Origin of the sequence: Klebsiella sp. P1927 (assembly GCF_018204675.1) — a bacterium.
In the GTDB taxonomy this organism is placed as follows: Bacteria; Pseudomonadota; Gammaproteobacteria; order Enterobacterales; family Enterobacteriaceae; genus Klebsiella; species Klebsiella pneumoniae.
Window position 1 is genome coordinate 3575068 of record NZ_CP073377.1, and the last position, 22839, is coordinate 3597906.

18 protein-coding genes and 7 tRNA genes are annotated in these 22839 nt (G+C 55.9%); 23 read left to right on the forward strand and 2 right to left on the reverse strand.

Annotation, left to right across the window (positions count from 1 at the left end; all coding sequences use genetic code 11):
- Positions 1-282 precede the first annotated feature (282 nt).
- The 12 genes from nagB to KB892_RS18210 all read left to right on the forward strand — a co-directional run bounded on the left by nagB (position 283) and on the right by KB892_RS18210 (position 7374).
- Positions 283-1083: a glucosamine-6-phosphate deaminase gene (gene nagB / locus KB892_RS18155; protein ID WP_002894749.1), complete on the forward strand. Its 801-nt coding sequence runs from the start codon at positions 283-285 to the stop codon at positions 1081-1083.
- Positions 1084-1196: 113 nt separating this feature from the next.
- Entirely contained in the window at positions 1197-2345 is a 1149-nt protein-coding gene (nagA, locus tag KB892_RS18160; RefSeq protein WP_002894747.1) for an N-acetylglucosamine-6-phosphate deacetylase, read from the forward strand.
- 8 nt (positions 2346-2353) lie between these two features.
- Positions 2354-3574, forward strand: coding sequence for a DNA-binding transcriptional regulator NagC (gene nagC, locus KB892_RS18165; RefSeq protein WP_002894742.1), 1221 nt, complete (start codon positions 2354-2356; stop codon positions 3572-3574).
- Positions 3575-3690: 116 nt separating this feature from the next.
- Complete coding sequence (locus KB892_RS18170; RefSeq protein WP_002894738.1) at positions 3691-4443, forward strand: HAD-IIA family hydrolase; 753 nt, start codon at positions 3691-3693, stop codon at positions 4441-4443.
- 278 nt (positions 4444-4721) lie between these two features.
- Positions 4722-6386 (forward strand): asparagine synthase B, encoded by a 1665-nt coding sequence (asnB, locus tag KB892_RS18175; protein ID WP_002894734.1) that lies wholly within the window; start codon positions 4722-4724, stop codon positions 6384-6386.
- A 237-nt stretch (positions 6387-6623) separates the two neighbouring features.
- A tRNA-Met gene (locus KB892_RS18180) sits at positions 6624-6700 on the forward strand.
- An 8-nt stretch (positions 6701-6708) separates the two neighbouring features.
- A tRNA-Leu gene (locus KB892_RS18185) sits at positions 6709-6793 on the forward strand.
- A gap of 23 nt (positions 6794-6816) precedes the next feature.
- Positions 6817-6891 (forward strand) — tRNA-Gln (locus KB892_RS18190).
- 36 nt (positions 6892-6927) lie between these two features.
- A tRNA-Gln gene (locus tag KB892_RS18195) sits at positions 6928-7002 on the forward strand.
- 23 nt (positions 7003-7025) lie between these two features.
- Positions 7026-7102, forward strand: a tRNA-Met gene (locus tag KB892_RS18200).
- Positions 7103-7149: 47 nt separating this feature from the next.
- A tRNA-Gln gene (locus KB892_RS18205) sits at positions 7150-7224 on the forward strand.
- Positions 7225-7299: 75 nt separating this feature from the next.
- Positions 7300-7374: transfer RNA gene (locus tag KB892_RS18210), tRNA-Gln, on the forward strand.
- A gap of 119 nt (positions 7375-7493) precedes the next feature.
- Here the strand turns inward: KB892_RS18210 and ubiF are convergent.
- A complete protein-coding gene (gene ubiF, locus KB892_RS18215) occupies positions 7494-8669 on the reverse strand; it encodes a 3-demethoxyubiquinol 3-hydroxylase (RefSeq protein ID WP_002894733.1) in 1176 nt (391 codons plus the stop codon).
- A 179-nt stretch (positions 8670-8848) separates the two neighbouring features.
- Between ubiF and miaB the strand changes: the two genes are divergently transcribed.
- The 11 genes from miaB (at position 8849) to KB892_RS18270 (ending at position 22106) form a co-directional block, all read left to right on the forward strand.
- A complete protein-coding gene (gene miaB / locus KB892_RS18220) occupies positions 8849-10273 on the forward strand; it encodes a tRNA (N6-isopentenyl adenosine(37)-C2)-methylthiotransferase MiaB (protein ID WP_002894730.1) in 1425 nt (474 codons plus the stop codon).
- Between the two features lie 153 nt (positions 10274-10426).
- Positions 10427-11473: a PhoH family protein gene (locus KB892_RS18225; protein WP_002894727.1), complete on the forward strand. Its 1047-nt coding sequence runs from the start codon at positions 10427-10429 to the stop codon at positions 11471-11473.
- On the forward strand, positions 11470-11943 hold the full coding sequence (gene ybeY, locus KB892_RS18230) for an rRNA maturation RNase YbeY (RefSeq protein ID WP_002894722.1): 474 nt from the start codon (positions 11470-11472) through the stop codon (positions 11941-11943). Before KB892_RS18225 ends, ybeY begins: the two co-directional genes overlap by 4 nt.
- A 147-nt stretch (positions 11944-12090) precedes the next feature.
- Positions 12091-12969 carry a CNNM family magnesium/cobalt transport protein CorC gene (gene corC / locus KB892_RS18235; protein ID WP_002894719.1) on the forward strand — a complete coding sequence of 293 codons (879 nt, stop codon included), beginning with the start codon at positions 12091-12093 and terminating at the stop codon, positions 12967-12969.
- A 125-nt stretch (positions 12970-13094) separates the two neighbouring features.
- A complete protein-coding gene (lnt, locus tag KB892_RS18240; protein ID WP_002894716.1) occupies positions 13095-14633 on the forward strand; it encodes an apolipoprotein N-acyltransferase in 1539 nt (512 codons plus the stop codon).
- Positions 14634-14987: 354 nt separating this feature from the next.
- Positions 14988-15899 carry an amino acid ABC transporter substrate-binding protein gene (locus KB892_RS18245; RefSeq protein ID WP_002894712.1) on the forward strand — a complete coding sequence of 304 codons (912 nt, stop codon included), beginning with the start codon at positions 14988-14990 and terminating at the stop codon, positions 15897-15899.
- Between the two features lie 164 nt (positions 15900-16063).
- Positions 16064-16804, forward strand: coding sequence for an amino acid ABC transporter permease (locus KB892_RS18250; protein ID WP_002894709.1), 741 nt, complete (start codon positions 16064-16066; stop codon positions 16802-16804).
- A complete protein-coding gene (gene gltK, locus KB892_RS18255; protein ID WP_002894707.1) occupies positions 16804-17478 on the forward strand; it encodes a glutamate/aspartate ABC transporter permease GltK in 675 nt (224 codons plus the stop codon). The genes KB892_RS18250 and gltK overlap by 1 nt, the downstream gene beginning before the upstream one ends.
- The gene (locus KB892_RS18260) at positions 17478-18203 is read left to right on the forward strand and encodes an amino acid ABC transporter ATP-binding protein (RefSeq protein ID WP_002894706.1); all 726 of its coding nucleotides are present in this window, start codon (positions 17478-17480) and stop codon (positions 18201-18203) included. The genes gltK and KB892_RS18260 overlap by 1 nt, the downstream gene beginning before the upstream one ends.
- A gap of 373 nt (positions 18204-18576) precedes the next feature.
- Positions 18577-20247 carry a ShlB/FhaC/HecB family hemolysin secretion/activation protein gene (locus KB892_RS18265; RefSeq protein ID WP_002894704.1) on the forward strand — a complete coding sequence of 557 codons (1671 nt, stop codon included), beginning with the start codon at positions 18577-18579 and terminating at the stop codon, positions 20245-20247.
- 65 nt (positions 20248-20312) lie between these two features.
- The gene (locus tag KB892_RS18270; RefSeq protein WP_002894701.1) at positions 20313-22106 is read left to right on the forward strand and encodes a filamentous hemagglutinin N-terminal domain-containing protein; all 1794 of its coding nucleotides are present in this window, start codon (positions 20313-20315) and stop codon (positions 22104-22106) included.
- Positions 22107-22151: 45 nt separating this feature from the next.
- On the opposite strand, the gene KB892_RS18275 is transcribed toward KB892_RS18270, so the two are convergent.
- Positions 22152-22634, reverse strand: coding sequence for a zinc ribbon-containing protein (locus tag KB892_RS18275; RefSeq protein WP_002894699.1), 483 nt, complete (start codon positions 22632-22634; stop codon positions 22152-22154).
- Positions 22635-22839 lie beyond the last annotated feature (205 nt).

Here is a 22839-nt window from a genome sequence, read left to right on the forward strand (position 1 = left end):
ATTTCAAAGCCACTTTTTTATTGTGTAACAAGGTCGGTTTTATCACTTACCGGCAAAGTGTGTGAAAAATTAATTCGTATCGCAAATTAAACGGGTGTTTTTTGTGATAATTATCACCAAATATCGTATTCCCTCCTCCCTTGCACTGGCTAACAACGAAAACTTATTTTATCATTCAAAAAATCAACACGGATTGACCCCGGTCGGCGCAGTTGCTGCAATACTCTCCTTAGAGTGCTGGCGCCAATCCGCCAGAATCTACTTTGACTATAGAGGTGAAGAATGAGACTGATTCCCCTGGTAACCGCTGAGCAGGTCGGTAAATGGGCTGCCCGCCATATCGTTAACCGCATTAATGCATTTAAACCAACCGCGGACCGTCCGTTCGTCCTGGGTCTGCCAACCGGTGGTACCCCGCTGACCGCCTACAAGGCGCTGGTTGAAATGCATAAAGCAGGCCAGGTTAGCTTCAAGCACGTCGTCACCTTTAACATGGATGAATACGTTGGCCTGCCGAAAGAGCATCCGGAAAGCTATCATAGCTTTATGCACCGTAATTTCTTTGACCACGTTGATATTCCGGCAGAAAATATCAACCTGCTGAATGGTAACGCGCCGGACATCGATGCGGAATGCCGTCGCTATGAAGAAAAAATTCGTTCCTACGGTAAAATCCACCTGTTCATGGGCGGCGTGGGCAACGATGGTCATATCGCGTTTAACGAACCGGCCTCTTCTCTGGCGTCCCGCACCCGTATTAAGACCCTGACCCATGAAACCCGCGTAGCGAACTCCCGCTTCTTCGACGGCGATGTGGATCTGGTGCCGAAATATGCGCTGACCGTCGGCGTGGGCACCCTGCTGGACGCAGAAGAAGTGATGATTCTGGTGCTGGGTCATCAGAAAGCGCTGGCGCTGCAGGCGGCGGTAGAAGGTAACGTCAACCACATGTGGACCATTACCTGTCTGCAACTGCATCCGAAGGCGGTGATCGTCTGCGACGAACCGTCCACCATGGAGCTGAAAGTGAAGACGCTAAAATATTTCAACGAATTAGAAGCTGAAAATATTAAAGGTCTGTAATGTAGTCCTTCCCGCGCCCTGGCGCGGGATCATCTTTTTCTTTGTACGCACCATCATGCCGGCGGCAAACGAACGAACGCTGACCTGATGAGGCGTATATACCGGGGGTCGTAATGTATGCATTAACCCAGGGCCGGGTTTATACCGGTCATGAAATTCTCGATGACCATGCGGTTGTTATCGCTAATGGCTTTATCGAACGTCTTTGTCCGCTGGCAGATTTGCCGTCTGACATCGAGCAGCGCTCAGTCAACGGCGCAATAATCGCCCCCGGTTTTATCGACGTCCAGCTCAACGGCTGCGGCGGCGTGCAGTTTAACGACAGCCCAGAGGCGGTCACTGTCGAAACGCTGGAGATCATGCAGAAGGCCAACGAACGCTCAGGCTGCACCAGCTTCCTGCCGACGCTGATTACCTCCAGCGACGATCTGATGAAGCAAGGCGTGCGCGTGATGCGCGAATATCTGCAAAAACATCCGAACCAGGCGCTGGGCCTGCATCTCGAAGGGCCGTGGCTGAATATCGTTAAGAAAGGCACCCACAATCCGGACTACGTGCGTAAACCGGACGCGGCGCTGGTCGATTTCCTGTGCGACAACGCCGATGTGATCACCAAAGTGACCCTCGCCCCTGAGCGCGTTGAGCCAGAAGTGATCCGCAAACTGGTCGCCGCCGGGATCGTTGTCTCCGCGGGCCACTCCAACGCTACGCTGAAAGAGGCGAAAGTCGGCTTCCGTGCGGGCATTACCTTCGCCACCCACCTGTATAATGCGATGCCGTACATTACCGGCCGCGAACCGGGTCTTGCCGGGGCGATTTTTGACGAGCCGGATGTCTACTGCGGTATCATCGTCGACGGGATGCACGTCGATTACGCCAACGTGCGCAACGCCAAGCGCCTGAAAGGCGACAAGCTGTGCCTGGTCACCGACGCCACCGCGCCGGCGGGGGCGAATATTGACCAGTTCATTTTTGCCGGGAAAACAATATACTACCGCAATGGGCTGTGCGTAGATGAAAACGGCACCCTCAGCGGATCTTCCCTGACCATGATTGAAGGGGTGCGTAATCTGGTTGAGCATTGCGGCGTGGCACTGGACGAAGTATTGCGCATGGCGACGCTCTATCCTGCGCGCGCTATCGGCGTGGACAAGCAGCTCGGCAGCATTGCGCCGGGCATGGTCGCTAACCTGACCGCCTTTACACGCGATTATAAAATCACCAAGACCATCGTTAATGGTAACGAGGTCGTCACTGAGTAAGTAAAAGTATGACAGCAGGCGGACAAGCTCAAATTGGTAACGTTGACCTCGTAAAACAACTGAACAGCGCGGCCGTGTACCGCCTGATTGACCAGCATGGGCCCATCTCGCGCATTCAGATAGCCGAACAAAGCCAGCTTGCCCCTGCCAGCGTGACCAAAATCACGCGTCAGCTTATTGAGCGCGGCCTGATCAAAGAAGTCGATCAGCAGGCCTCCACCGGTGGCCGCCGCGCTATCTCTATCATCGCAGAAACTCGCAACTTCAACGCCATCGGCGTGCGGCTTGGCCGCTATGACGCCACTCTGACCCTGTATGATTTAAGCAGCAAGACCCTGGAAGAGGAGCACTTCCCGCTGCCCGAGCGCACCCAGGAAACGCTGGAACACGCCCTGCTGAATATCATCGCCACCTTTATCGAAAACTGTCAGCGCAAAATTCGCGAGCTGATCGCTATCTCAGTGATCCTGCCGGGCCTCGTCGACCCGGAAAGCGGCGTGATCCGCTATATGCCGCATATTGCGGTGGAAAACTGGGGCCTGGTCGGGGCGCTGGAGAAACGCTTCAACGTTACCTGCTTTGTTGGCCACGATATCCGCAGCCTGGCGCTGGCCGAGCACTATTTTGGCGCAAGCCAGGATTGCGAAGACTCCATTCTGGTGCGCGTGCACCGCGGTACCGGGGCGGGGATTATCTCCAACGGGCGCATTTTTATCGGCCGCAACGGCAACGTTGGCGAAATTGGCCATATTCAGGTCGACCCGCTGGGCGAACGCTGCCACTGCGGCAACTTCGGCTGTCTGGAGACCGTCGCGGCCAATGCCGCCATTGAACAGCGGGTTCGCCACCTGCTGGAGCAGGGCTACCAGAGCCGTCTGACGCCGGATGACTGCACGATCAAAACTATCTGCAAAGCGGCCAACAAGGGCGATGCCCTGGCCTGCGAGGTGATTGAGTACGTGGGGCGCCACCTCGGGAAAACGATCGCCATCGCCATTAACCTGTTCAACCCACAAAAAATCGTCGTCGCCGGCGAAATAGTGGAAGCTGAAAAGGTCCTTCTTCCGGCCATCGAAGGCTGCATTAACGCCCAGGCGCTTAAGGCGTTTCGTAAGAACCTGCCGGTGGTGCGCTCCACCCTCGATCACCGCTCTGCAATCGGCGCCTTCGCGCTGGTCAAACGCGCCATGCTTAATGGCACGCTGCTGCAGCGTTTGCTTGAGAGCTAATCGCCCCTTTTCTGATAGCGCGTCACCTTGATACGGGCGGGCCTCGCCTGTCAGAGGTGTGAAACCTCATCGATGACGCGTATAGTTTCGTCTTTGTTAATGATTCTGGACCCACCATGACCATTCAAAACATAATTTGTGATATTGACGGCGTACTGATGCACGATAACGTCGCCGTTCCCGGCGCAGCCGAGTTTATCAAGCGCATCCTCGATAAAGGCATGCCGCTGGTAATGCTGACCAACTACCCGTCGCAAACCGGCCAGGATCTGGCGAACCGTTTCGCCACCGCTGGAATTGATGTTCCGGATAGCGCCTTTTACACCTCAGCGATGGCCACCGCCGATTTTCTGCGTCGCCAGGAAGGCAAAAAAGCCTACGTGGTGGGAGAAGGGGCGCTGATCCACGAGCTGTACAAAGCCGGCTTTACCATTACCGATGTGAACCCGGATTTTGTCATCGTCGGAGAAACTCGCTCCTTTAACTGGGAAATGATGCATAAGGCCGCCTTCTTCGTCGCCAACGGCGCCCGCTTCATTGCCACTAACCCGGATACGCACGGTCGCGGCTTCTACCCTGCCTGCGGCGCGCTGTGCGCCGGGATCGAGAAGATCTCCGGCCGTAAGCCGTTTTACGTCGGCAAACCCAGCCCGTGGATCATCCGTTCAGCGCTGAATAAAATGCAGGCTCACTCCGAGCAGACGGTGATTGTCGGCGATAACCTGCGCACCGATATACTGGCCGGTTTCCAGGCGGGGCTGGAGACTATTCTGGTGCTCTCCGGCGTCTCCACCCTCGACGATATCGACAGCATGCCGTTCCGCCCGTCGTGGATTTACCCTTCCGTCGCGGAAATCGATATTTTCTGATGCCAACCACGTCGCAGGACGTGGTTTTTCATTTCTAGCGGCCATCAGAATTACCCCATCTAATAAAAACGGCCTATAAATACGAATTCCTCAATAAAGCCGTTCAAAAGATACTCTTTTTTCACTGTTCAACAATCACGGTTGCGTTTTTTCTTTTTCCGGCCGCAAAACCCTTGCGCCTGCTCCCCCTTTACGGCATTTTCTTAAGCACGCACTCAGGCTTCGCCACGAGACGAAGCCAGCACAACATCAAACACGACAGGGTAATGGAGAAGGCTATGTGTTCTATTTTTGGCGTACTGGATATTAAAACTGACGCAGGCGAGCTGCGTAAAAAGGCGCTGGAGCTTTCCCGCCTGATGCGCCACCGCGGTCCGGACTGGTCTGGCGTATATGCCAGCGACAAAGCGATTCTGGCGCACGAGCGCCTGTCGATTGTCGACGTCAACGCCGGGGCCCAGCCGCTGTACAACGCCGAAAAAACCCATGCGCTGGCCGTTAACGGCGAGATCTACAACCACCAGGCGCTGCGCGCGGAGTATGGCGATCGCTACCAGTTCCAGACCGGTTCCGACTGCGAAGTGATCCTCGCGCTGTATCAGGAAAAAGGCCCGGAGTTCCTCGACGATCTGCAGGGAATGTTCGCCTTCGCCCTGTACGACAGCGAAAAAGACGCGTACTTAATTGGCCGCGACCATATCGGCATTATCCCGCTGTATATGGGCCATGACGAACACGGCAACTTCTATGTCGCCTCCGAAATGAAAGCGCTGGTGCCGGTATGCCGCACCATTAAAGAGTTCCCGGCGGGCAGCTACCTGTGGAGCAAAGACGGCGAAATTCGCCAGTACTATCAGCGCGACTGGTTTGATTACGACGCGGTGAAAGACAACGTTACCGATAAGAACGAGCTGCGCCAGGCGCTGGAAGAGTCGGTGAAAAGCCACCTGATGTCCGACGTGCCTTACGGCGTGCTGCTCTCCGGCGGTCTTGATTCATCGGTCATCTCGGCTATCACCAAGAAATTCGCCGCCCGTCGCGTCGAAGATCAGGAGCGTAGCGAAGCCTGGTGGCCGCAGCTGCACTCTTTCGCGGTCGGTCTGGAAGGCTCTCCTGACCTGAAAGCGGCGCAGGAGGTGGCCAACCACCTCGGCACCGTGCACCACGAAATTCACTTTACCGTCCAGGAAGGGCTGGATGCCATCCGCGACGTTATCTATCACATCGAAACCTACGATGTGACCACTATTCGCGCCTCGACGCCGATGTACCTGATGTCGCGGAAAATTAAAGCCATGGGCATCAAAATGGTGCTTTCCGGCGAAGGTTCGGACGAAGTGTTCGGCGGCTACCTCTACTTCCATAAGGCGCCGAACGCCAAAGAACTGCACGAAGAGACGGTGCGTAAGCTGCAGGCGCTGCATATGTTTGACTGCGCCCGCGCCAACAAAGCGATGTCCGCCTGGGGCGTGGAGGCCCGCGTGCCGTTCCTCGACAAGAAGTTCCTCGACGTCGCGATGCGCATTAACCCGCAGGATAAGATGTGCGGCAACGGCAAAATGGAAAAACACATTCTGCGCGAATGCTTTGAATCCTACCTGCCGGCCAGCGTCGCCTGGCGCCAGAAGGAGCAGTTCTCTGACGGCGTCGGCTACAGCTGGATCGATACCCTGAAAGAAGTGGCCGCCAAACAGATCAGCGACCAGCAACTGGAAACCGCAAGCTTCCGCTTCCCGTACAACACGCCGACCTCCAAAGAAGGCTATCTGTACCGCGAGATCTTCGAAGAGCTGTTCCCGTTGCCGAGCGCGGCGGAGTGCGTCCCTGGCGGTCCGTCGGTGGCCTGCTCTTCAGCGAAAGCCATTGAGTGGGATGAAGCGTTCAAAACCATGAACGATCCATCAGGCCGCGCGGTCGGTGTCCACCAGTCGGCCTACAAATAAGCCCAGACGGGCGGTGAAACGCAAAACGGACCCTCCGGGGTCCGTTTTCTTTTTGCCGGATTTATACCGCTGAAAAACGATAAATAACCAATAATTGCCGAATATTCCAGCGAGCTGTTCGCAACCTAACCAAACAGTCACATTACAACGATTTTCCTTGAAAAAGAGGTTGACGCTCGCAGGCCCAATACGCATAATGCGCCCCGCAACGCCGATAAGGTTACGCGAAAAAAAGATGGCTACGTAGCTCAGCTGGTTAGAGCACATCACTCATAATGATGGGGTCACAGGTTCGAATCCCGTCGTAGCCACCATCTTTTTTGCGGGAGTGGCGAAATTGGTAGACGCACCAGATTTAGGTTCTGGCGCCGCAAGGTGTGCGAGTTCAAGTCTCGCCTCCCGCACCATTCACCAGTTAGCGTTGTACGGATGGGGTATCGCCAAGCGGTAAGGCACCGGTTTTTGATACCGGCATTCCCTGGTTCGAATCCAGGTACCCCAGCCATATTTCTTCGATATTTGCGGTTCACCGCGACGGTATTGGGGTATCGCCAAGCGGTAAGGCACCGGTTTTTGATACCGGCATTCCCTGGTTCGAATCCAGGTACCCCAGCCATCGAAGAAGCAGTAAGACAATTAGGCTACGTAGCTCAGCTGGTTAGAGCACATCACTCATAATGATGGGGTCACAGGTTCGAATCCCGTCGTAGCCACCAAATTCTGGACGTATCGATACGCATCGATAAATCCGCAAACAATTTGTTGGGGTATCGCCAAGCGGTAAGGCACCGGATTCTGATTCCGGCATTCCGAGGTTCGAATCCTCGTACCCCAGCCAAATTTAAAAGTCGTTCAGCAGTGAACGCACTGTTGCCCTCAACCGGCATAGTTACGGTCAAGCGCAACAGACAATTGGGGTATCGCCAAGCGGTAAGGCACCGGATTCTGATTCCGGCATTCCGAGGTTCGAATCCTCGTACCCCAGCCACTTCAATGCAAAAAAGCTCACTTCGGTGGGCTTTTTTGCTATTGGCGTCCTGACATGCTTACTCCGTACTGACTGCCGGGCAGGCGCTCTCCGCTACGCCCCTGCCCGGGAAGCCGGTTTTACAAGCCTAAGGCATACTTCAGCGCCTGACGCTTCAGCACCCCGGCGCGTTCAGCCGCCATCAGGCCAATATTACGCAGCATCCGCACCGGCGCCAGGTCATTGCTGAAACCGGCATAAAACAGATCCATCCCCGACTGCATGATAAAATTATCCGCTCGCCGCCGCGCCTGGTAGCGCTTCAGCACCGGCAGGCTGGCCCAGTCTTCGCCGCGGCCGCGCGCTTCCGCCAGAATCTCCAGCAGGGCATCGACATCACGATAGCCAAGGTTAACCCCCTGCCCCGCCAGTGGATGAATGGTGTGCGCCGCATCGCCCACCAGCGCCAGGCCGGGCTGAACATACTGCAGCGCATGACGCCGGGTGAGCGGGAAGGCGCCGGCCGCCTGCGGCGTCACCCGTCCCAGCCGCGCCGGAAAGTGACTGGCGATCTCCTGCTGGAGCTGCGCCATGGTCATGCTCTGCAGCTGACGGATCCGCGCCGGGGCGTCGTACCAGACCAGCGAAGCCCAGTGGTCGAACAGCGGCAGGAAGGCGCGTGGGCCGCTGGGAGTAAACTGCTGCCAGGTGCTGTCGCCGGGATCGTCGGCGCATTCGACGCTGATCAGCATACAGGACTGCTGATATTGCCAGGCGTGCACGCCGATGCCGGCCATCTCCCGCACCTGGGAGTTAGCGCCGTCGGCGCCGATAACCAGCCGGGCGTGGATCGTCTCCCCCTCGCGCAAATGCAACGCCGTCTGCGTCTCGCCGCGCTGCATCGTTTTCAGTTCGCTACCGACGCACAGGGTAACCGCCTCATGCGCCGCCAGCGCTTGCCACAGGCCCCATTGCAGAACCTTGTTCTCGACCATATAGCCCAGCTCCGGCAGCTTGAGCTCCGCGGCGTCGAAGGCGACGTGCGCGCTCTCCCACTCCCAGGTCTCCAGACGGCGATACGCGTGGACGCGCATCGCCCGTATGGCATCCCAGACGCCGAGACTCTTCAGCAGGCCGACCGAAGCCGCGCTGATCGCCGAGATCCGCACATCCGGGGCGGATGCCGGATCGAACGCCGGTGGCGCCGCTTTCTCAAGCACCGTCACGGTAAATCCCTGTTGCGCCAGCCCTAACGCCAGGGCGCCGCCGACCATGCCGCCGCCCACGATGGCGACATCTGTTACGTGAATTGTCATGGCTATTATCCTTAAAGCAGAATCCGTTAAGTTTACCGGATTTTTCGCCCTCTTGCGGCGATAACGCTCGCACTGGTCAGGGGGCGACCAAAGCATTACAATACGCGCCCTGGAATGCGAAATTCACCCTGTATATATCCCCGCGTTTTGGATATCTATTACTGAGCATGAGCAAGTCAATGACAAAAAAACTCCATATTAAAACCTGGGGCTGTCAGATGAACGAGTATGATTCATCAAAGATGGCCGATCTGCTGGATGCGACACATGGGTATCAACTGACCGAAGTGGCGGAAGAAGCAGATGTGCTGTTGCTCAATACCTGCTCAATTCGTGAGAAGGCCCAGGAAAAAGTTTTCCATCAGCTTGGCCGCTGGAAGCTGCTGAAAGAGAAGAACCCGGACCTGATTATTGGCGTCGGCGGCTGCGTGGCTTCCCAGGAAGGCGACCATATTCGCCAGCGCGCGCACTATGTCGATATTATTTTCGGGCCGCAAACCCTGCACCGCCTGCCGGAGATGATTAACTCCGTGCGCGGCAACCGCAGTCCGGTAGTTGATATCAGCTTCCCGGAAATTGAAAAATTCGATCGCCTGCCAGAGCCGCGCGCCGAAGGGCCGACCGCCTTTGTCTCGATTATGGAAGGTTGCAATAAATACTGCACCTACTGCGTGGTGCCGTATACCCGCGGAGAAGAAGTTAGCCGTCCGTGCGACGATATCCTGTTTGAAATCGCCCAGCTGGCGGCGCAGGGTGTGCGTGAGGTCAATCTGCTGGGGCAGAACGTTAACGCCTGGCGCGGTGAGAATTACGACGGCACCACCGGCAGCTTTGCCGACCTGCTGCGCCTGGTCGCCGCCATCGACGGCATCGACCGCATTCGCTTCACCACCAGCCACCCGATCGAATTTACCGACGATATCATCGACGTTTATCGCGATACGCCGGAGCTGGTGAGCTTCCTGCACCTGCCGGTGCAGAGTGGCTCCGACCGTGTGCTGAACCTGATGGGACGCACCCATACCGCGCTGGAGTATAAAGCGATTATTCGCAAGCTGCGTGAAGCGCGCCCGGATATTCAGATAAGCTCCGACTTTATCGTCGGCTTCCCGGGCGAAACCACGGAAGATTTCGAAAAGACCATGAAGCTTATCGCCGACGTCAATTTCGATATGAGCTACAGCTTTATCTTCTCCGCTCGCCCGGGCACCCCGGCGGCCGATATGGTCGACGACGTGCCGGAGGCGGACAAAAAACAGCGTCTGTATATCCTGCAGGAACGCATTAACCAGCAGGCGATGGCCTGGAGCCGTCGCATGCTCGGCACGGTACAGCGCATCCTGGTGGAAGGCACCTCGCGTAAGAACATCATGGAGCTCTCCGGACGTACGGAGAATAACCGGGTGGTCAACTTCGAAGGTACCCCGGACCTCGTCGGTAAGTTTGTCGATGTCGAAATCGTCGATGTATATACCAACTCGCTGCGCGGTAAAATCGTGCGCACCGAAGCGGAGATGGGTCTGCGTATCGCTGAATCACCCGAATCAGTGATTGCCCGCACCCGTAAAGAGAACGATCTTGGCGTGGGAATTTACCAGCCATGATCCCTTCAGGCCTGTCGGTTCCGGCAGGCCTTGTAATTCCTCTCTCCGTCCCTATATCTACAGCAATGCTTGCGCCATTTTCCTGTGACGTAAATAATTTCCTGATTAGCCGGCCACGCGCCGCGTCCGGCCACCTGCGTAAAGAGGAATAGTTTGAACATAGACACTCGTGAGATTACCCTGGAGCCAGCGGATAACGCACGCCTGTTAGCCCTGTGCGGCCCGTTTGACGACAACATTAAACAGCTGGAGCGTCGGTTAGGCATTGAGATCAACCGCCGTGACAATCACTTTAAGCTGACCGGTCGCGCCCTGTGCGTGCACGCTGCCGCCGATATTCTGCGCAGCCTGTATGTCGACACAGCGCCAATGCGCGGTCAGATTCAGGATATTGAACCAGAGCAGATCCACCTGGCGATCAAGGAAGCGCGCGTACTGGAGCAGAGCGCCGAAAGCGTGCCTGAGTACGGTAAAGCCGTCAATATCAAGACCAAGCGCGGGGTAATCAAACCGCGTACGCCGAACCAGGCGCAGTACATCGCCAATATCCTCGATCACGACATCACTTTCGGCGTGGGTCCGGCGGGTACGGGTAAAACCTATCTGGCGGTGGCGGCGGCGGTCGATGCGCTGGAGCGCCAGGAGATCCGCCGTATTCTGCTGACCCGTCCGGCCGTCGAGGCAGGCGAAAAGCTCGGCTTCCTGCCCGGCGATCTGAGCCAGAAGGTCGACCCGTATCTGCGCCCGCTGTATGACGCGCTGTTTGAGATGTTCGGCTTTGAGAAAGTGGAGAAGCTGATTGAGCGTAACGTCATCGAAGTGGCCCCGCTGGCCTATATGCGCGGACGGACGCTGAATGACGCCTTTATCATTCTTGATGAAAGCCAGAACACCACCATCGAACAGATGAAGATGTTCCTGACCCGCATCGGCTTTAACTCCAAGGCGGTGATCACCGGCGACATCACGCAGATTGACCTGCCACGCAGCACCAAATCCGGTCTGCGCCATGCCATCGAAGTACTGGCGGAAGTCGATGAGATCAGCTTTAACTTCTTCCATAGCGAAGACGTGGTGCGCCATCCGGTGGTCGCCCGCATCGTGAACGCCTATGAGGCATGGGAAGCCGCAGACCAGAAACGTAAAGCAGAGCTGGCCGCCGAGCGCAAACGCGAAGCCCAGGAACAGGAGCAAAAATGAGTCAGGTGATCCTCGATTTACAGCTGGCCTGCGAAGAGACCAGCGGCCTGCCGGACGAAGCCCTTTTCCAACGCTGGGTCGACGCCGTCATTCCGCCGTTTCAGGAGGAGTCAGAGTTAACGATTCGTCTGGTCGACGTTGCAGAAAGCCATGAGCTGAACCTGACCTATCGCGGCAAGGATAAGCCGACCAACGTCCTCTCCTTCCCGTTTGAAGCGCCGCCGGGAATTGAAATGCCGCTGCTCGGCGATCTGATCATCTGCCGTCAGGTGGTAGAGCAAGAAGCCAGCGAGCAAGGTAAGCCGCTGGAGGCGCACTGGGCGCATATGGTGGTGCACGGTAGCCTGCATCTGCTGGGCTACGATCATATCGAAGACGACGAAGCGGAAGAGATGGAAGGCCTTGAAACAGAGATAATGCTTGCTCTGGGCTATGAGGACCCGTACATTTCCGAGAAGATTGCGGAATAGCGCCCAGCCGGATGGCGGTGCTTGCGCCTCATCCGGCCGCTGTTTCTGCGTTTTACCTGCCAGAAAGTCAGGCAACCCATGCCGTCTGGCGCTGAGTTTACGCGCGACGAGCGACAGTTAAATCAACATGAGAACCCAAACGACGCCATGAGCGACGACAATTCACACAGTAGTGACACAGTAAACAGCAAAAAGGGATTTTTCTCCCTGTTACTCAGCCAGCTTTTTCACGGGGAACCGAAAAACCGCGATGAACTGCTGGCGCTGATCCGTGATTCCGGGCAAAACGACCTTATCGATGAAGATACGCGTGACATGCTCGAAGGGGTAATGGATATCGCCGACCAGCGGGTCCGCGACATTATGATCCCCCGTTCACAAATGATAACCCTGAAACGCAACCAGACGCTGGACGAGTGCCTGGATGTCATCATCGAATCCGCCCACTCGCGTTTCCCGGTCATCAGTGAAGATAAAGATCACATCGAAGGGATTCTGATGGCCAAGGATCTGCTGCCGTTTATGCGCAGCGACGCCGAAGCCTTCAGCATGGAAAAAGTGTTACGGCCGGCGGTTGTCGTCCCGGAAAGCAAGCGGGTCGACCGCATGCTGAAAGAGTTTCGCTCACAGCGCTATCATATGGCGATCGTTATTGACGAATTCGGCGGCGTCTCTGGTCTGGTGACCATCGAGGATATCCTTGAGCTCATCGTCGGGGAAATTGAAGACGAGTACGACGAAGAAGAAGATATCGATTTCCGCCAGCTGAGCCGCCACACCTGGACGGTGCGCGCCCTGGCCTCCATCGAAGACTTCAACGAGGCCTTCGACACGCACTTTAGCGATGAAGAAGTGGATACCATTGGCGGGCTGGTGATGCAGGCCTTCGGCCATCTGCCGGCCCGCGGCGAATCTATCGACATTGATGGTTACCAATTCAAGGTAGCAATGGCAGATAGTCGTCGTATCATTCAGGTGCATGTAAAGCTGCCCGATGACGCTCCCCAGCCGAAGCTGGAAGAGTAAGCGGTAGCGCTGAAATGGCCAGCCGGGAGACCGCGAGTCATACACGGTTGTAGGTGCCCCGCGTCCGGCTGGCAAAAAGAATAGCCTGTAGCAGCAGGCGTTAATTAACGGGACGATTAACCTAAATGGTATTTGCCTCTCTTCTTGAACGCCAGCGCATACGTCTGTTGCTGGCGCTGTTGTTTGGAGCCAGCGGAACGCTGGCTTTTTCACCTTATGACTTCTGGCCAGCGGCTATCGTTTCGCTGATCGGTCTGCAGGCGTTAACCCTCAACCGACGCCCGCTGCAAAGCGCCGGGATCGGCTATTTCTGGGGACTCGGGTTGTTCGGCACGGGTATCAACTGGGTCTATGTCAGCATCGCGCAGTTTGGCGGAATGCCCGGCCCGGTTAACGTCTTCCTCGTCGTTCTGCTGGCGGCCTATCTCTCGCTCTACACCGGCCTGTTTGCCGGCCTGCTCGCCCGTCTGTGGCCTAAAACTAACTGGATACGGATGGCTATCGCTGCCCCTGTCGTCTGGCAAATCACCGAGTTCCTGCGCGGCTGGGTGCTGACCGGCTTTCCGTGGCTACAGTTCGGCTACAGCCAGATTGACGGCCCGCTGAAAGGCCTCGCGCCGGTGATGGGCGTCGAGGCGATTAACTTCCTGCTGATGGTAGTCAGCGGCCTGCTGGCCCTGGCCCTCGTCCAGCGCAACTGGAAGCCGCTGGCGATTGCCGCGCTGCTGTTCGCCCTGCCGTTCCCGCTGCGCTATATCCAGTGGTATCAGCTGCTGCCGGCGCGCGCGACCCAGGTCTCGCTGGTGCAAGGCGATATCCCACAGGCCATGAAATGGGACGAAAAGCAGCTGGTCAATACCCTGAAAACCTACCTGGCGCTGACCCAGCCGCATATCGGCCACTCGCAGCTGATTATCTGGCCTGAATCGGCGATCCCGGATCTGGAGATCAACCAGCAGCAGTTCCTCAGCATGATGGACGATCTGCTGCGCGCAAAAGACAGCTCGCTGATCACCGGCATTGTCGATGCGCGTCTCAACAAGCAGAACCGTTACGATACCTACAACACCATCATTACTCTCGGCAAAGATAACCCGTACCGCTACGACTCGACCAACCGCTACAACAAGAACCATCTGGTGCCGTTCGGCGAGTTTGTACCGCTGGAGTCGATTCTGCGTCCGCTGGCGCCGTTCTTTGACCTGCCGATGTCCTCCTTCAGCCGCGGCCCCTACGTGCAGCCGCAGCTGATGGCGCATAACCTGAAGCTGACCGCGGCCATCTGCTACGAGATAATCCTCGGTGAACAGGTGCGGGATAACTTCCGGCCGGACACCGACTTCCTGCTGACCATCTCCAACGACGCCTGGTTCGGCAAGTCCATCGGCCCGTGGCAACACTTCCAGATGGCGCGAATGCGCGCCCTGGAGCTGGCCCGCCCGCTGCTGCGCAGCACCAACAACGGCATTACTGCGGTGATCGGCCCGCGCGGCGAGATCCAGAAGATGATCCCGCAGTTTACCCGCGAGGTGTTGACCACCACCGTGACCCCCGCCAGCGGCTTAACCCCTTACGCCCGCACCGGCAACTGGCCGCTATGGGCGCTGACGGCGCTGTTTGGTTTCGCCGCGCTGCTGATGAGCCTGCGCCAGCGTCGCCGATAAGTTTCTCCGCCGGCGACGCCCGTCGCCGGCTTTTTCTTCCCATCATCTGCCACTCTGGCACAGTCATTGCTTTATTTAACCTGGTAGCGGCATCGTCCGACCCAGTGCAACCAGGTTGCACCAGAAACGATCGGTGGTCGCGCTATTTTGGTGCAATGGAAGATATTTGCCTCCGATTGGTGCGGAGCGCTTCGCAAAAATAAACAATAAAGCAGCAAAATCTTTACATTAAGCCAAACTAAATGCTAACAAACACATACAAATGCGGCACGTGGACGCGTGCCCCCAATAACAACACACACAATCACAATGGGTATCAATAGCGTCGCTGACGCTGCGGATAAGGAGTTGGATATGCAATTACGTAAACTGGCCACGGCAATGCTGGTAATGGGAATGACCGCTGGTCTGGCGCAGGCGGAAGATGCTGCCCCGGCGGCTGGCCAGAACACCCTGGATAAGATCGCCAAAAACGGGGTTATCGTTGTCGGCCATCGTGAATCTTCGGTCCCGTTCTCTTACTACGATAACCAGCAGAAGGTTGTGGGCTACTCTCAGGATTATTCCAACGCCATCGTCGATGCCATCAAGAAAAAACTGAACAAACCCGATCTGCAGGTCAAACTGATCCCGGTCACCTCGCAGAACCGTATCCCGTTGCTGCAGAATGGCACCTTTGATTTCGAGTGCGGCTCAACCACCAACAACCTTGAGCGCCAGAAACAGGCGGCCTTCTCCGATACCATCTTCGTGGTCGGTACCCGTCTGCTGGTGAAGAAAGGCGGTCCGATCAAAGATTTCCCGGACCTGAAGGATAAAGCGGTCGTCGTCACCTCCGGAACCACCTCGGAGATCCTGCTGCATAAGCTGAACGATGAGAAAAAAATGAATATGCGCATTATCAGCGCCAAAGATCATGGCGACTCTTTCCGCACCCTGGAGAGCGGACGCGCCGTGGCCTTTATGATGGATGATGCCCTGCTGGCTGGCGAACGCGCCAAGGCGAAGAAACCGGATAATTGGGAAATCGTCGGCACCCCGCAGTCGAAGGAAGCCTATGGCTGCATGCTGCGGAAGGATGATCCGACGTTCAAGGCGCTGGTTGATGAAACCGTCGCCCAGGCTCAGACCTCTGGCGAAGCGGAGAAGTGGTTTGACAAATGGTTCAAAAACCCGATTCCGCCAAAAAATCTTAACCTCAACTTCGAGCTGTCGGACGACATGAAAGCGCTGTTCAAATCACCTAACGACAAAGCACTGAACTAATTATAACAACCAGGGGCGGGATATCCTGCCCTCCCGATGATTGTCACAGCACGGACAGACTATACGGCGGCTGGTCGTTCCCCAGCCGCCGCGAATACCGAAACAAGCTGGACAACCGTCTTCGAGGGTAGCAATGGCTACCCTTTTTTTTCCAGGAGTCATGTATGTCAATAGACTGGAACTGGGGGATATTCCTGCAACAGGCCCCCTTCGGCAACACTACCTACCTGGGCTGGCTGTGGAGCGGTTTTCAAATTACCGTCGCCCTCTCCATCTCGGCCTGGATCATCGCTTTTCTCGTCGGCTCACTGTTCGGCATTTTACGCACGGTCCCCAATCGCTTCCTCTCGGGCATTGGCACCTGCTATGTCGAACTGTTTCGCAACGTGCCGCTGATCGTGCAGTTCTTTACCTGGTACCTGGTGGTGCCGGAGTTCCTGCCGGAAAATATCGGCATGTGGTTTAAATCGGAGCTGGACCCAAACATTCAATTCTTTGTCTCCTCCATGCTGTGCCTGGGGCTGTTTACCGCCGCTCGCGTCTGCGAGCAGGTACGCGCCGCCATCCAGTCGCTGCCGCGCGGGCAGAAGAACGCCGGCCTGGCGATGGGCCTGACCCTGCCGCAAACCTACCGCTACGTGCTGCTGCCGAACGCCTACCGCGTTATTGTGCCGCCGATGACCTCGGAGATGATGAACCTGGTGAAAAACTCGGCCATCGCCTCCACCATCGGTCTGGCCGATATGGCCGCACAGGCGGGCAAACTGCTGGACTACTCCGCTCATGCCTGGGAGTCTTTTACCGCCATCACCCTGGCCTATGTTTTCATCAACGCGGTGATTATGCTGATTATGTATGTGGTCGAGCGTAAGGTTCGCCTGCCTGGCAATATGGGAGGCAAATAATGTACGATTTTGACTGGAGTTCGATCGTTCCCTCCATGCCCTATCTGCTGGCAGGGCTGGTGATCACCCTGAAGATTACGGTGATCGCCATCGTGGTCGGCATTGTCTGGGGCACTCTGCTGGCGGTTATGCGCCTGTCCAGCTTTCTGCCGCTGGCCTGGTTTGCTAAATCCTACGTCAACGTATTCCGCTCAATCCCACTGGTGATGGTCCTGCTGTGGTTCTACCTGATTGTCCCGGGCTTCCTGCAGAACGTGCTGGGACTGTCGCCGAAAACGGATATTCGCCTGATCTCGGCGATGGTGGCGTTTTCGATGTTCGAAGCCGCCTACTATTCAGAGATTATCCGCGCCGGCATTCAGAGCATCTCCCGCGGCCAGTCCAGCGCCGCGCTGGCGTTGGGGATGACCCACTGGCAGTCAATGCGGCTGGTGATCCTGCCGCAGGCCTTCCGCGCCATGGTGCCGCTGCTGCTAACCCAGGGGATCGTCCTGTTCCAGGATACCTCGCTGGTGTATGTATTGAGTCTCGCCGACTTCTTCCGTACCGCCTCCACCATTGGCGAGCGTGACGGAACCCAGGTCGAAATGATCCTGTTCGCAGGCGGCGTCTATTTTGTGATTAGCCTCAGCGCCTCGCTGTTGGTCAGCTGGTTGAAGAAAAGGACTGTGTAATGATTACCCTGAAAAACGTTTCAAAATGGTATGGTCACTTTCAGGTGCTGACCGATTGCTCCACGGAAGTGAAAAAAGGCGAAGTCGTGGTGGTCTGCGGGCCGTCAGGCTCCGGTAAATCCACGCTGATTAAGACTGTGAACGGCCTTGAGCCGGTACAGCAGGGGCAGATTATTGTCGATGGCACCGTGGTTAACGATAAAAAGACCAACCTGGCTAAACTGCGCTCGCACGTCGGCATGGTGTTTCAGCATTTTGAACTGTTCCCGCATCTGTCGATTATCGACAACCTGACGCTGGCGCAGGTCAAAGTGCTTAACCGCGATAAAGCCTCAGCGCGCAAGAAAGGCCTCAAGTTGCTGGAGCGCGTTGGCCTGGCGGCGCATGCGGAAAAATACCCGGCGCAACTCTCCGGCGGCCAGCAGCAGCGCGTGGCCATTGCCCGAGCCCTGTGTATGGACCCGATCGCCATGCTGTTTGATGAGCCCACCTCAGCGCTTGACCCGGAGATGATTAACGAGGTGCTGGACGTTATGGTCGAACTGGCCAACGAGGGGATGACCATGATGGTCGTGACCCATGAGATGGGCTTTGCCCGCAAGGTGGCGAACCGGGTGATCTTTATGGATGAAGGGAAGATTGTCGAGGATGCCGATAAAGAGGCCTTCTTTGCCAATCCGCAATCCGAGCGTGCCAAAGATTTCCTCGCCAAAATACTTCATTAATGGTTTTTCTCTGCGCATACCGCCCGGTATGCGCAGTTAATCTTTTCCGCCATATTATTCGCCAATGTTATTTATGCGGTAGATGATCGCTACTATCATTTACGTACCCAATAAACCTGGGCGATAAAAGCTGAACTTATTTATTAAATCGATCAATTCATAAAGAATTCAATAATGAATTCGTGGACCGGCATTGCCACCGCCGCTAGCATATAACGCCTCGTAACAGGTTCGTCGCATGATTATTTTATTAATTGAATATAATATTCTTGCCTGACCTCGCCTGCGCCGAAATAAAGGCCATCAATATTCTCTGCCGCTCGCAGAATAATGGATGCGCCACCAAACCAATGAAACAAATGGATATTGCTTCATGTTAATTCGATCTCGCACGCTCACCGGGCTGCTGTTTATCACGCTGGCGGGCACCTCAGCCGCCGGGGCCGCGCCATTGGCCTCTTCTACTCACCAGACGGAGCAGGATAAAGCCCGCCAGGAGGCGCTGGCGCCGCAGCAACAGGATTTTCAGTCTTCACAACAGCGCGTGGCGCCGCAGGGGATCCCTTTTCCTGAGGAAACGCATTGCAAATTGATCAACCGGGTCGATATCGACTCCGATAACCAGGCGCTCACCCGGAAATTACTGGCGAAAACCGCACGGCAGGCGCAGGGACGCTGTCTGGGTAGCGAAGGCATTCGCCTGCTGGCCTATACCTTGCAAAATGAGCTGATCGCGCAAGGCTACATCACCTCGCTGATTGATGTGCCCTCCCAGTCGCTGGAGCACGGCATACTCAGGTTCACGCTGCACTATGGCAAAGTGGGCGCTATCGACTATGCCGACGGCTCGGACACCACCCGCCTGTGGAATTCCCTACCCACCTCTTCCGGTACTATCCTGCGCTTAAGCGACCTTGAGCAAGGGATGGCCAACCTGCAGCGTCTGCCCGGCGCCACCGCGCACATGAAACTGTTGCCGGGCCAACACGAGGGAGAAAGCGATATCCAGATCGCCCGCAGCCTGGCGAAAAAATGGCAGCTTGGCGCCTGGCTTGACGACGCCGGCAGCAAAGCCAGCGGACGCTACCAGGCCGGCGGGGCCCTCTATCTCTATGACCTGACCACCCTCAACGATATCCTGTACCTTTCCGGCGGGGGCGATATTGAATTCAATCAGCATAACGACGGCAACCACAACGGCAGCCTGTATTACTCCATTCCCTTTGGCTACTGGACACTAAGCGCCTACGGGGCATACAGCCAGTATCGTCAGCAGTTTAACGGCAACTGGTCGACGATGGATTATAAGAGTAAAAATCGCTACTACAGCGCCACGCTGAGTCGTCTGCTCTCCCACACCCGGCAGCAAAAAACCACCGCCGACCTGCGGATCGCCAAGAGCACCTCGCATTATTACTTCGGCGGCAGTGAGCTACTGGTGATGCGCAAGCAGAACCCCTCATGGGAATTCACCCTCAACCACCAGCACTACTTTAACAACAAGATTGTTGATGCCAGCATCGGCATCCAGCGCAGCCTGCCGTGGCTCAGCTCGACAGCAACGCCGGAAGAGCAGGCCGGGCTGTATAGCCCGCTGTCGCGGATTGTGCATGGTAATCTGCAGGCAATGATGAAATTTGACGCCACCGGCGACAAATTTACCTGGGCTCCCCGCCTCAGCGCCCAGTTCAGCCCGGACAAACTCGCTTCCGATAATAAATTCAATATTGGTAGTCGCTGGAGCGTGCGCGGTTTTGACGGTGAAAACAGCCTGTCCGGCAATCAGGGATGGTACTGGCGCAACGATTTTATCTGGGATCTGGCCACCCACGAGCGGCAATTCTATTTGGGCGCGGATATAGGCCGTCTTATCGGCGCCGATCTATATCAAAAAGGCAAAGTGCTCTCCGGCGCCGTCAGCGGGCTGCGCGGTCAGCTATGGTCAACGCAGTACGATCTGTTTATTAGTACCCCGCTGAGTAAACCGGATAAGTTTCATAGCGACGCCCTGAATATGGGCTTTTCATTACAGTGGAGGTATTAATTCGCACATTATTGACTCGTCATATTTACATTATTTATTAATCATTATTTAAAGGAATAAAGAAAATGTTTAAGTTTAAGGCTTCTTATGTCGCACTGGCGGCAGTATTAACCTCGTCGGTAGTTTATGCCGACCCCACAAGCTATACGCACTCTTCCGGCGCCACGGTTATCGATATTGAAAAGCCGAATGCCGCCGGTGTCTCCCATAACCTGTACCGCGACTTCAACGTCGGCACCAATGGCACCATCCTTAATAACAGCGGCGATGATGTCAGCCACAGCACATTTGGCAATATCGCCCGCAACAATAATCTGACCGCCGGCAGCGCTTCGGTGATTTTGAACGAGGTGACCTCCAAAAACGCCAGTAGCCTGAAGGGCTTTATCGAAGTCAACGGTCAGAAAGCGGATGTGGTAATCGCCAACCCGAACGGCATCACCTGTTCCGGCTGTAGCTTTGTTAATACCAACAAGGCTATCCTGACCACCGGCAAGGTTAATATGACCGACGATGGCGCCATCGGCAGCTATACCGTAACGGGCGGCACCCTCACCATCGGCGAAAATGGCATGAACGCCGCCAACGGCTACGCGGTTCTGCTCGCCGACGCGATTAAGATTAACGGTAAAGTGCAGGCCAACAACGCCCTGGTCAGCGCGGGCAACTTCACCATGGATAACAGCTCTGGCTCGGTGACCTCCGCCGGTAAAAAGGCCACCCTGATCCAGATGACGGTTAACCCGCAGTACAGCATCGACGTCAGCAGCCTTGGCGGCATTGAGGCCAACAGCATCAGCATGGTCGGCAATAATATCGGCTTTGGCGTACGTAATAAGGGTTCTATTATCTCCAACGGCACGCTGATGCTCACCAGCAACGGTAATTTGCTGAACAAAGGGTCAATAACGGGCAAAGGTTTGCTGAGCCAGGTTTCCACCGTCACGGGCATCACCAATGACGGTAGCATCGCCGGCGCCTATTATTTAATGCTCTCCAGTGGCGATTATATCGTTAACACCGGTTCTCTCTCCGGCGGCCAGCTGATTGCCACCGCTAACGGCAACATCACCAACGGCGACTCAGGCACGATGACCGGCACCAGTGGATTAAGCCTGACCAGCGGCGGGAAAATCCGCAACGAAGAAAAAGCCTCCCTGCTGTCAAATAACCAGATTGCCGCCACGGCAATCGGTGATTTCCTCAATGAAGGCAAAATCAGCGCCAAACACACCAGCCTGACGTTTGTCGGCGACAGCTTTAAAAACACCGGCAATATTAACTCTACTGGCCAAACCACCATTCAGTCGCTTACACAGGACGGCAGCGCCAATACGGGCGAGATCTATAACCTCGGCAATATCACCGGCGAAAATATCAATCTGCAGACCAATGGCACGCTGGCGCAAAGCAGCAGTGGTCGTATTGAGGCAACCAACGCCATTACCGCCCACAGCTACTGGCTGAACCAAAATGGTTATATGAATGCCGCCGATATCACCACCGATCACGGCGTAGTGAATAATTATGGCAATATTACTGCCAAAAATATTTCAATCACGACCTACTCAGATATCACCAACGAAGGGCAGATCAGCAGCACCGGCGACCTGACCTTAAATACCAAAAATAAAGGCGCGATCTACAATTATTCAACCCTCAGCGCGGGCGGCAACATGACGTTAACCGCCACCAAAGTGGTCAATGGTGGTAAAAGTTGCGGCATACTGGGCCTGGCGAAATGCGGAGTCGGGACGTTAACTGCTGACAAGCTGGTACTGAACTCATCGCAGAAATATGTTAGCGACATGGGTGGAAAACAGTATTTCAAGAGCACCGAAGTCAACACGGTGAAATAAGACAAACCACGATGCGCGAAGCCTCGCGCATCGTTTTTCGCACGCTTAGGGCTCGAAGGGCCGACGCTGGAACTGATCGTGGCCACATTTTGGACAGCGCGGCAGCACGTCCGGGGTGTATACCGCCAGGTGATAGTGGCACTTCTCGCAGACCAGGTTGCCCAGACCGACCACTTCGCCGCTGTGGTACACGCCGTGGTGATTCAGATCCTGAAAGACTTCCCGCCACTCGAGCTGGGTTTTGTCGGTGATATCAGCCAGCTCCTGCCACAGGCTCTCTTTGATCACCCGCATAAACACGCTGTCGCTCTCGTCTTCGTGACTCTCTTCGTAGCTGCGGGCAAACTCCTCTAGGTCGCGCTTGACCGCCGCAATCACCGACTCGATCTCGCTCTGCGTCAGATCGCCGGCGCGGACGATTTTTTCCCGCGCCTGCGTCACCAGCGCGTCGATATCGCGCTCTCCATGGCGGAGCCGTTCGCTGAGCGAGGAGACCAGTTCACGGTAATATTGAGCAACCTTGTTCATCATTTCGCCTCCGGTGGGGTTAACGTCTTCTGATAATAGACCTTATTCCTCTCCCGCTGTGTCTGACAAGCCACAGAGTCGCGAAATAATCTGCGCAGCTTTTGCCGATGTTGATGTGCGAAAAGCTGTTTTGACGTGGGCGTTTGGGCTATGCTATGCCGATCTGAAATAACACATCCATTGGCTACACTTTGTAGCTGTATTG

Bases quoted from the DNA above. Each gene is read 5' to 3' on its own strand.
- nagC (WP_002894742.1), top strand. From the start codon at position 2,354: ATGACAGCAGGCGGACAAGCTCAAATTGGTAACGTTGACCTCGTAAAA.
- nagB (WP_002894749.1), top strand. From the start codon at position 283: ATGAGACTGATTCCCCTGGTAACCGCTGAGCAGGTCGGTAAATGGGCT.
- nagA (WP_002894747.1), top strand. From the start codon at position 1,197: ATGTATGCATTAACCCAGGGCCGGGTTTATACCGGTCATGAAATTCTC.
- KB892_RS18170 (WP_002894738.1), top strand. From the start codon at position 3,691: ATGACCATTCAAAACATAATTTGTGATATTGACGGCGTACTGATGCAC.
- asnB (WP_002894734.1), top strand. From the start codon at position 4,722: ATGTGTTCTATTTTTGGCGTACTGGATATTAAAACTGACGCAGGCGAG.
- KB892_RS18245 (WP_002894712.1), top strand. From the start codon at position 14,988: ATGCAATTACGTAAACTGGCCACGGCAATGCTGGTAATGGGAATGACC.
- lnt (WP_002894716.1), top strand. From the start codon at position 13,095: ATGGTATTTGCCTCTCTTCTTGAACGCCAGCGCATACGTCTGTTGCTG.
- KB892_RS18275 (WP_002894699.1), bottom strand. From the start codon at position 22,634: ATGAACAAGGTTGCTCAATATTACCGTGAACTGGTCTCCTCGCTCAGC.
- miaB (WP_002894730.1), top strand. From the start codon at position 8,849: ATGACAAAAAAACTCCATATTAAAACCTGGGGCTGTCAGATGAACGAG.
- KB892_RS18260 (WP_002894706.1), top strand. From the start codon at position 17,478: ATGATTACCCTGAAAAACGTTTCAAAATGGTATGGTCACTTTCAGGTG.
- KB892_RS18265 (WP_002894704.1), top strand. From the start codon at position 18,577: ATGTTAATTCGATCTCGCACGCTCACCGGGCTGCTGTTTATCACGCTG.
- ybeY (WP_002894722.1), top strand. From the start codon at position 11,470: ATGAGTCAGGTGATCCTCGATTTACAGCTGGCCTGCGAAGAGACCAGC.
- ubiF (WP_002894733.1), bottom strand. From the start codon at position 8,669: ATGACAATTCACGTAACAGATGTCGCCATCGTGGGCGGCGGCATGGTC.
- KB892_RS18270 (WP_002894701.1), top strand. From the start codon at position 20,313: ATGTTTAAGTTTAAGGCTTCTTATGTCGCACTGGCGGCAGTATTAACC.
- corC (WP_002894719.1), top strand. From the start codon at position 12,091: ATGAGCGACGACAATTCACACAGTAGTGACACAGTAAACAGCAAAAAG.
- KB892_RS18250 (WP_002894709.1), top strand. From the start codon at position 16,064: ATGTCAATAGACTGGAACTGGGGGATATTCCTGCAACAGGCCCCCTTC.
- gltK (WP_002894707.1), top strand. From the start codon at position 16,804: ATGTACGATTTTGACTGGAGTTCGATCGTTCCCTCCATGCCCTATCTG.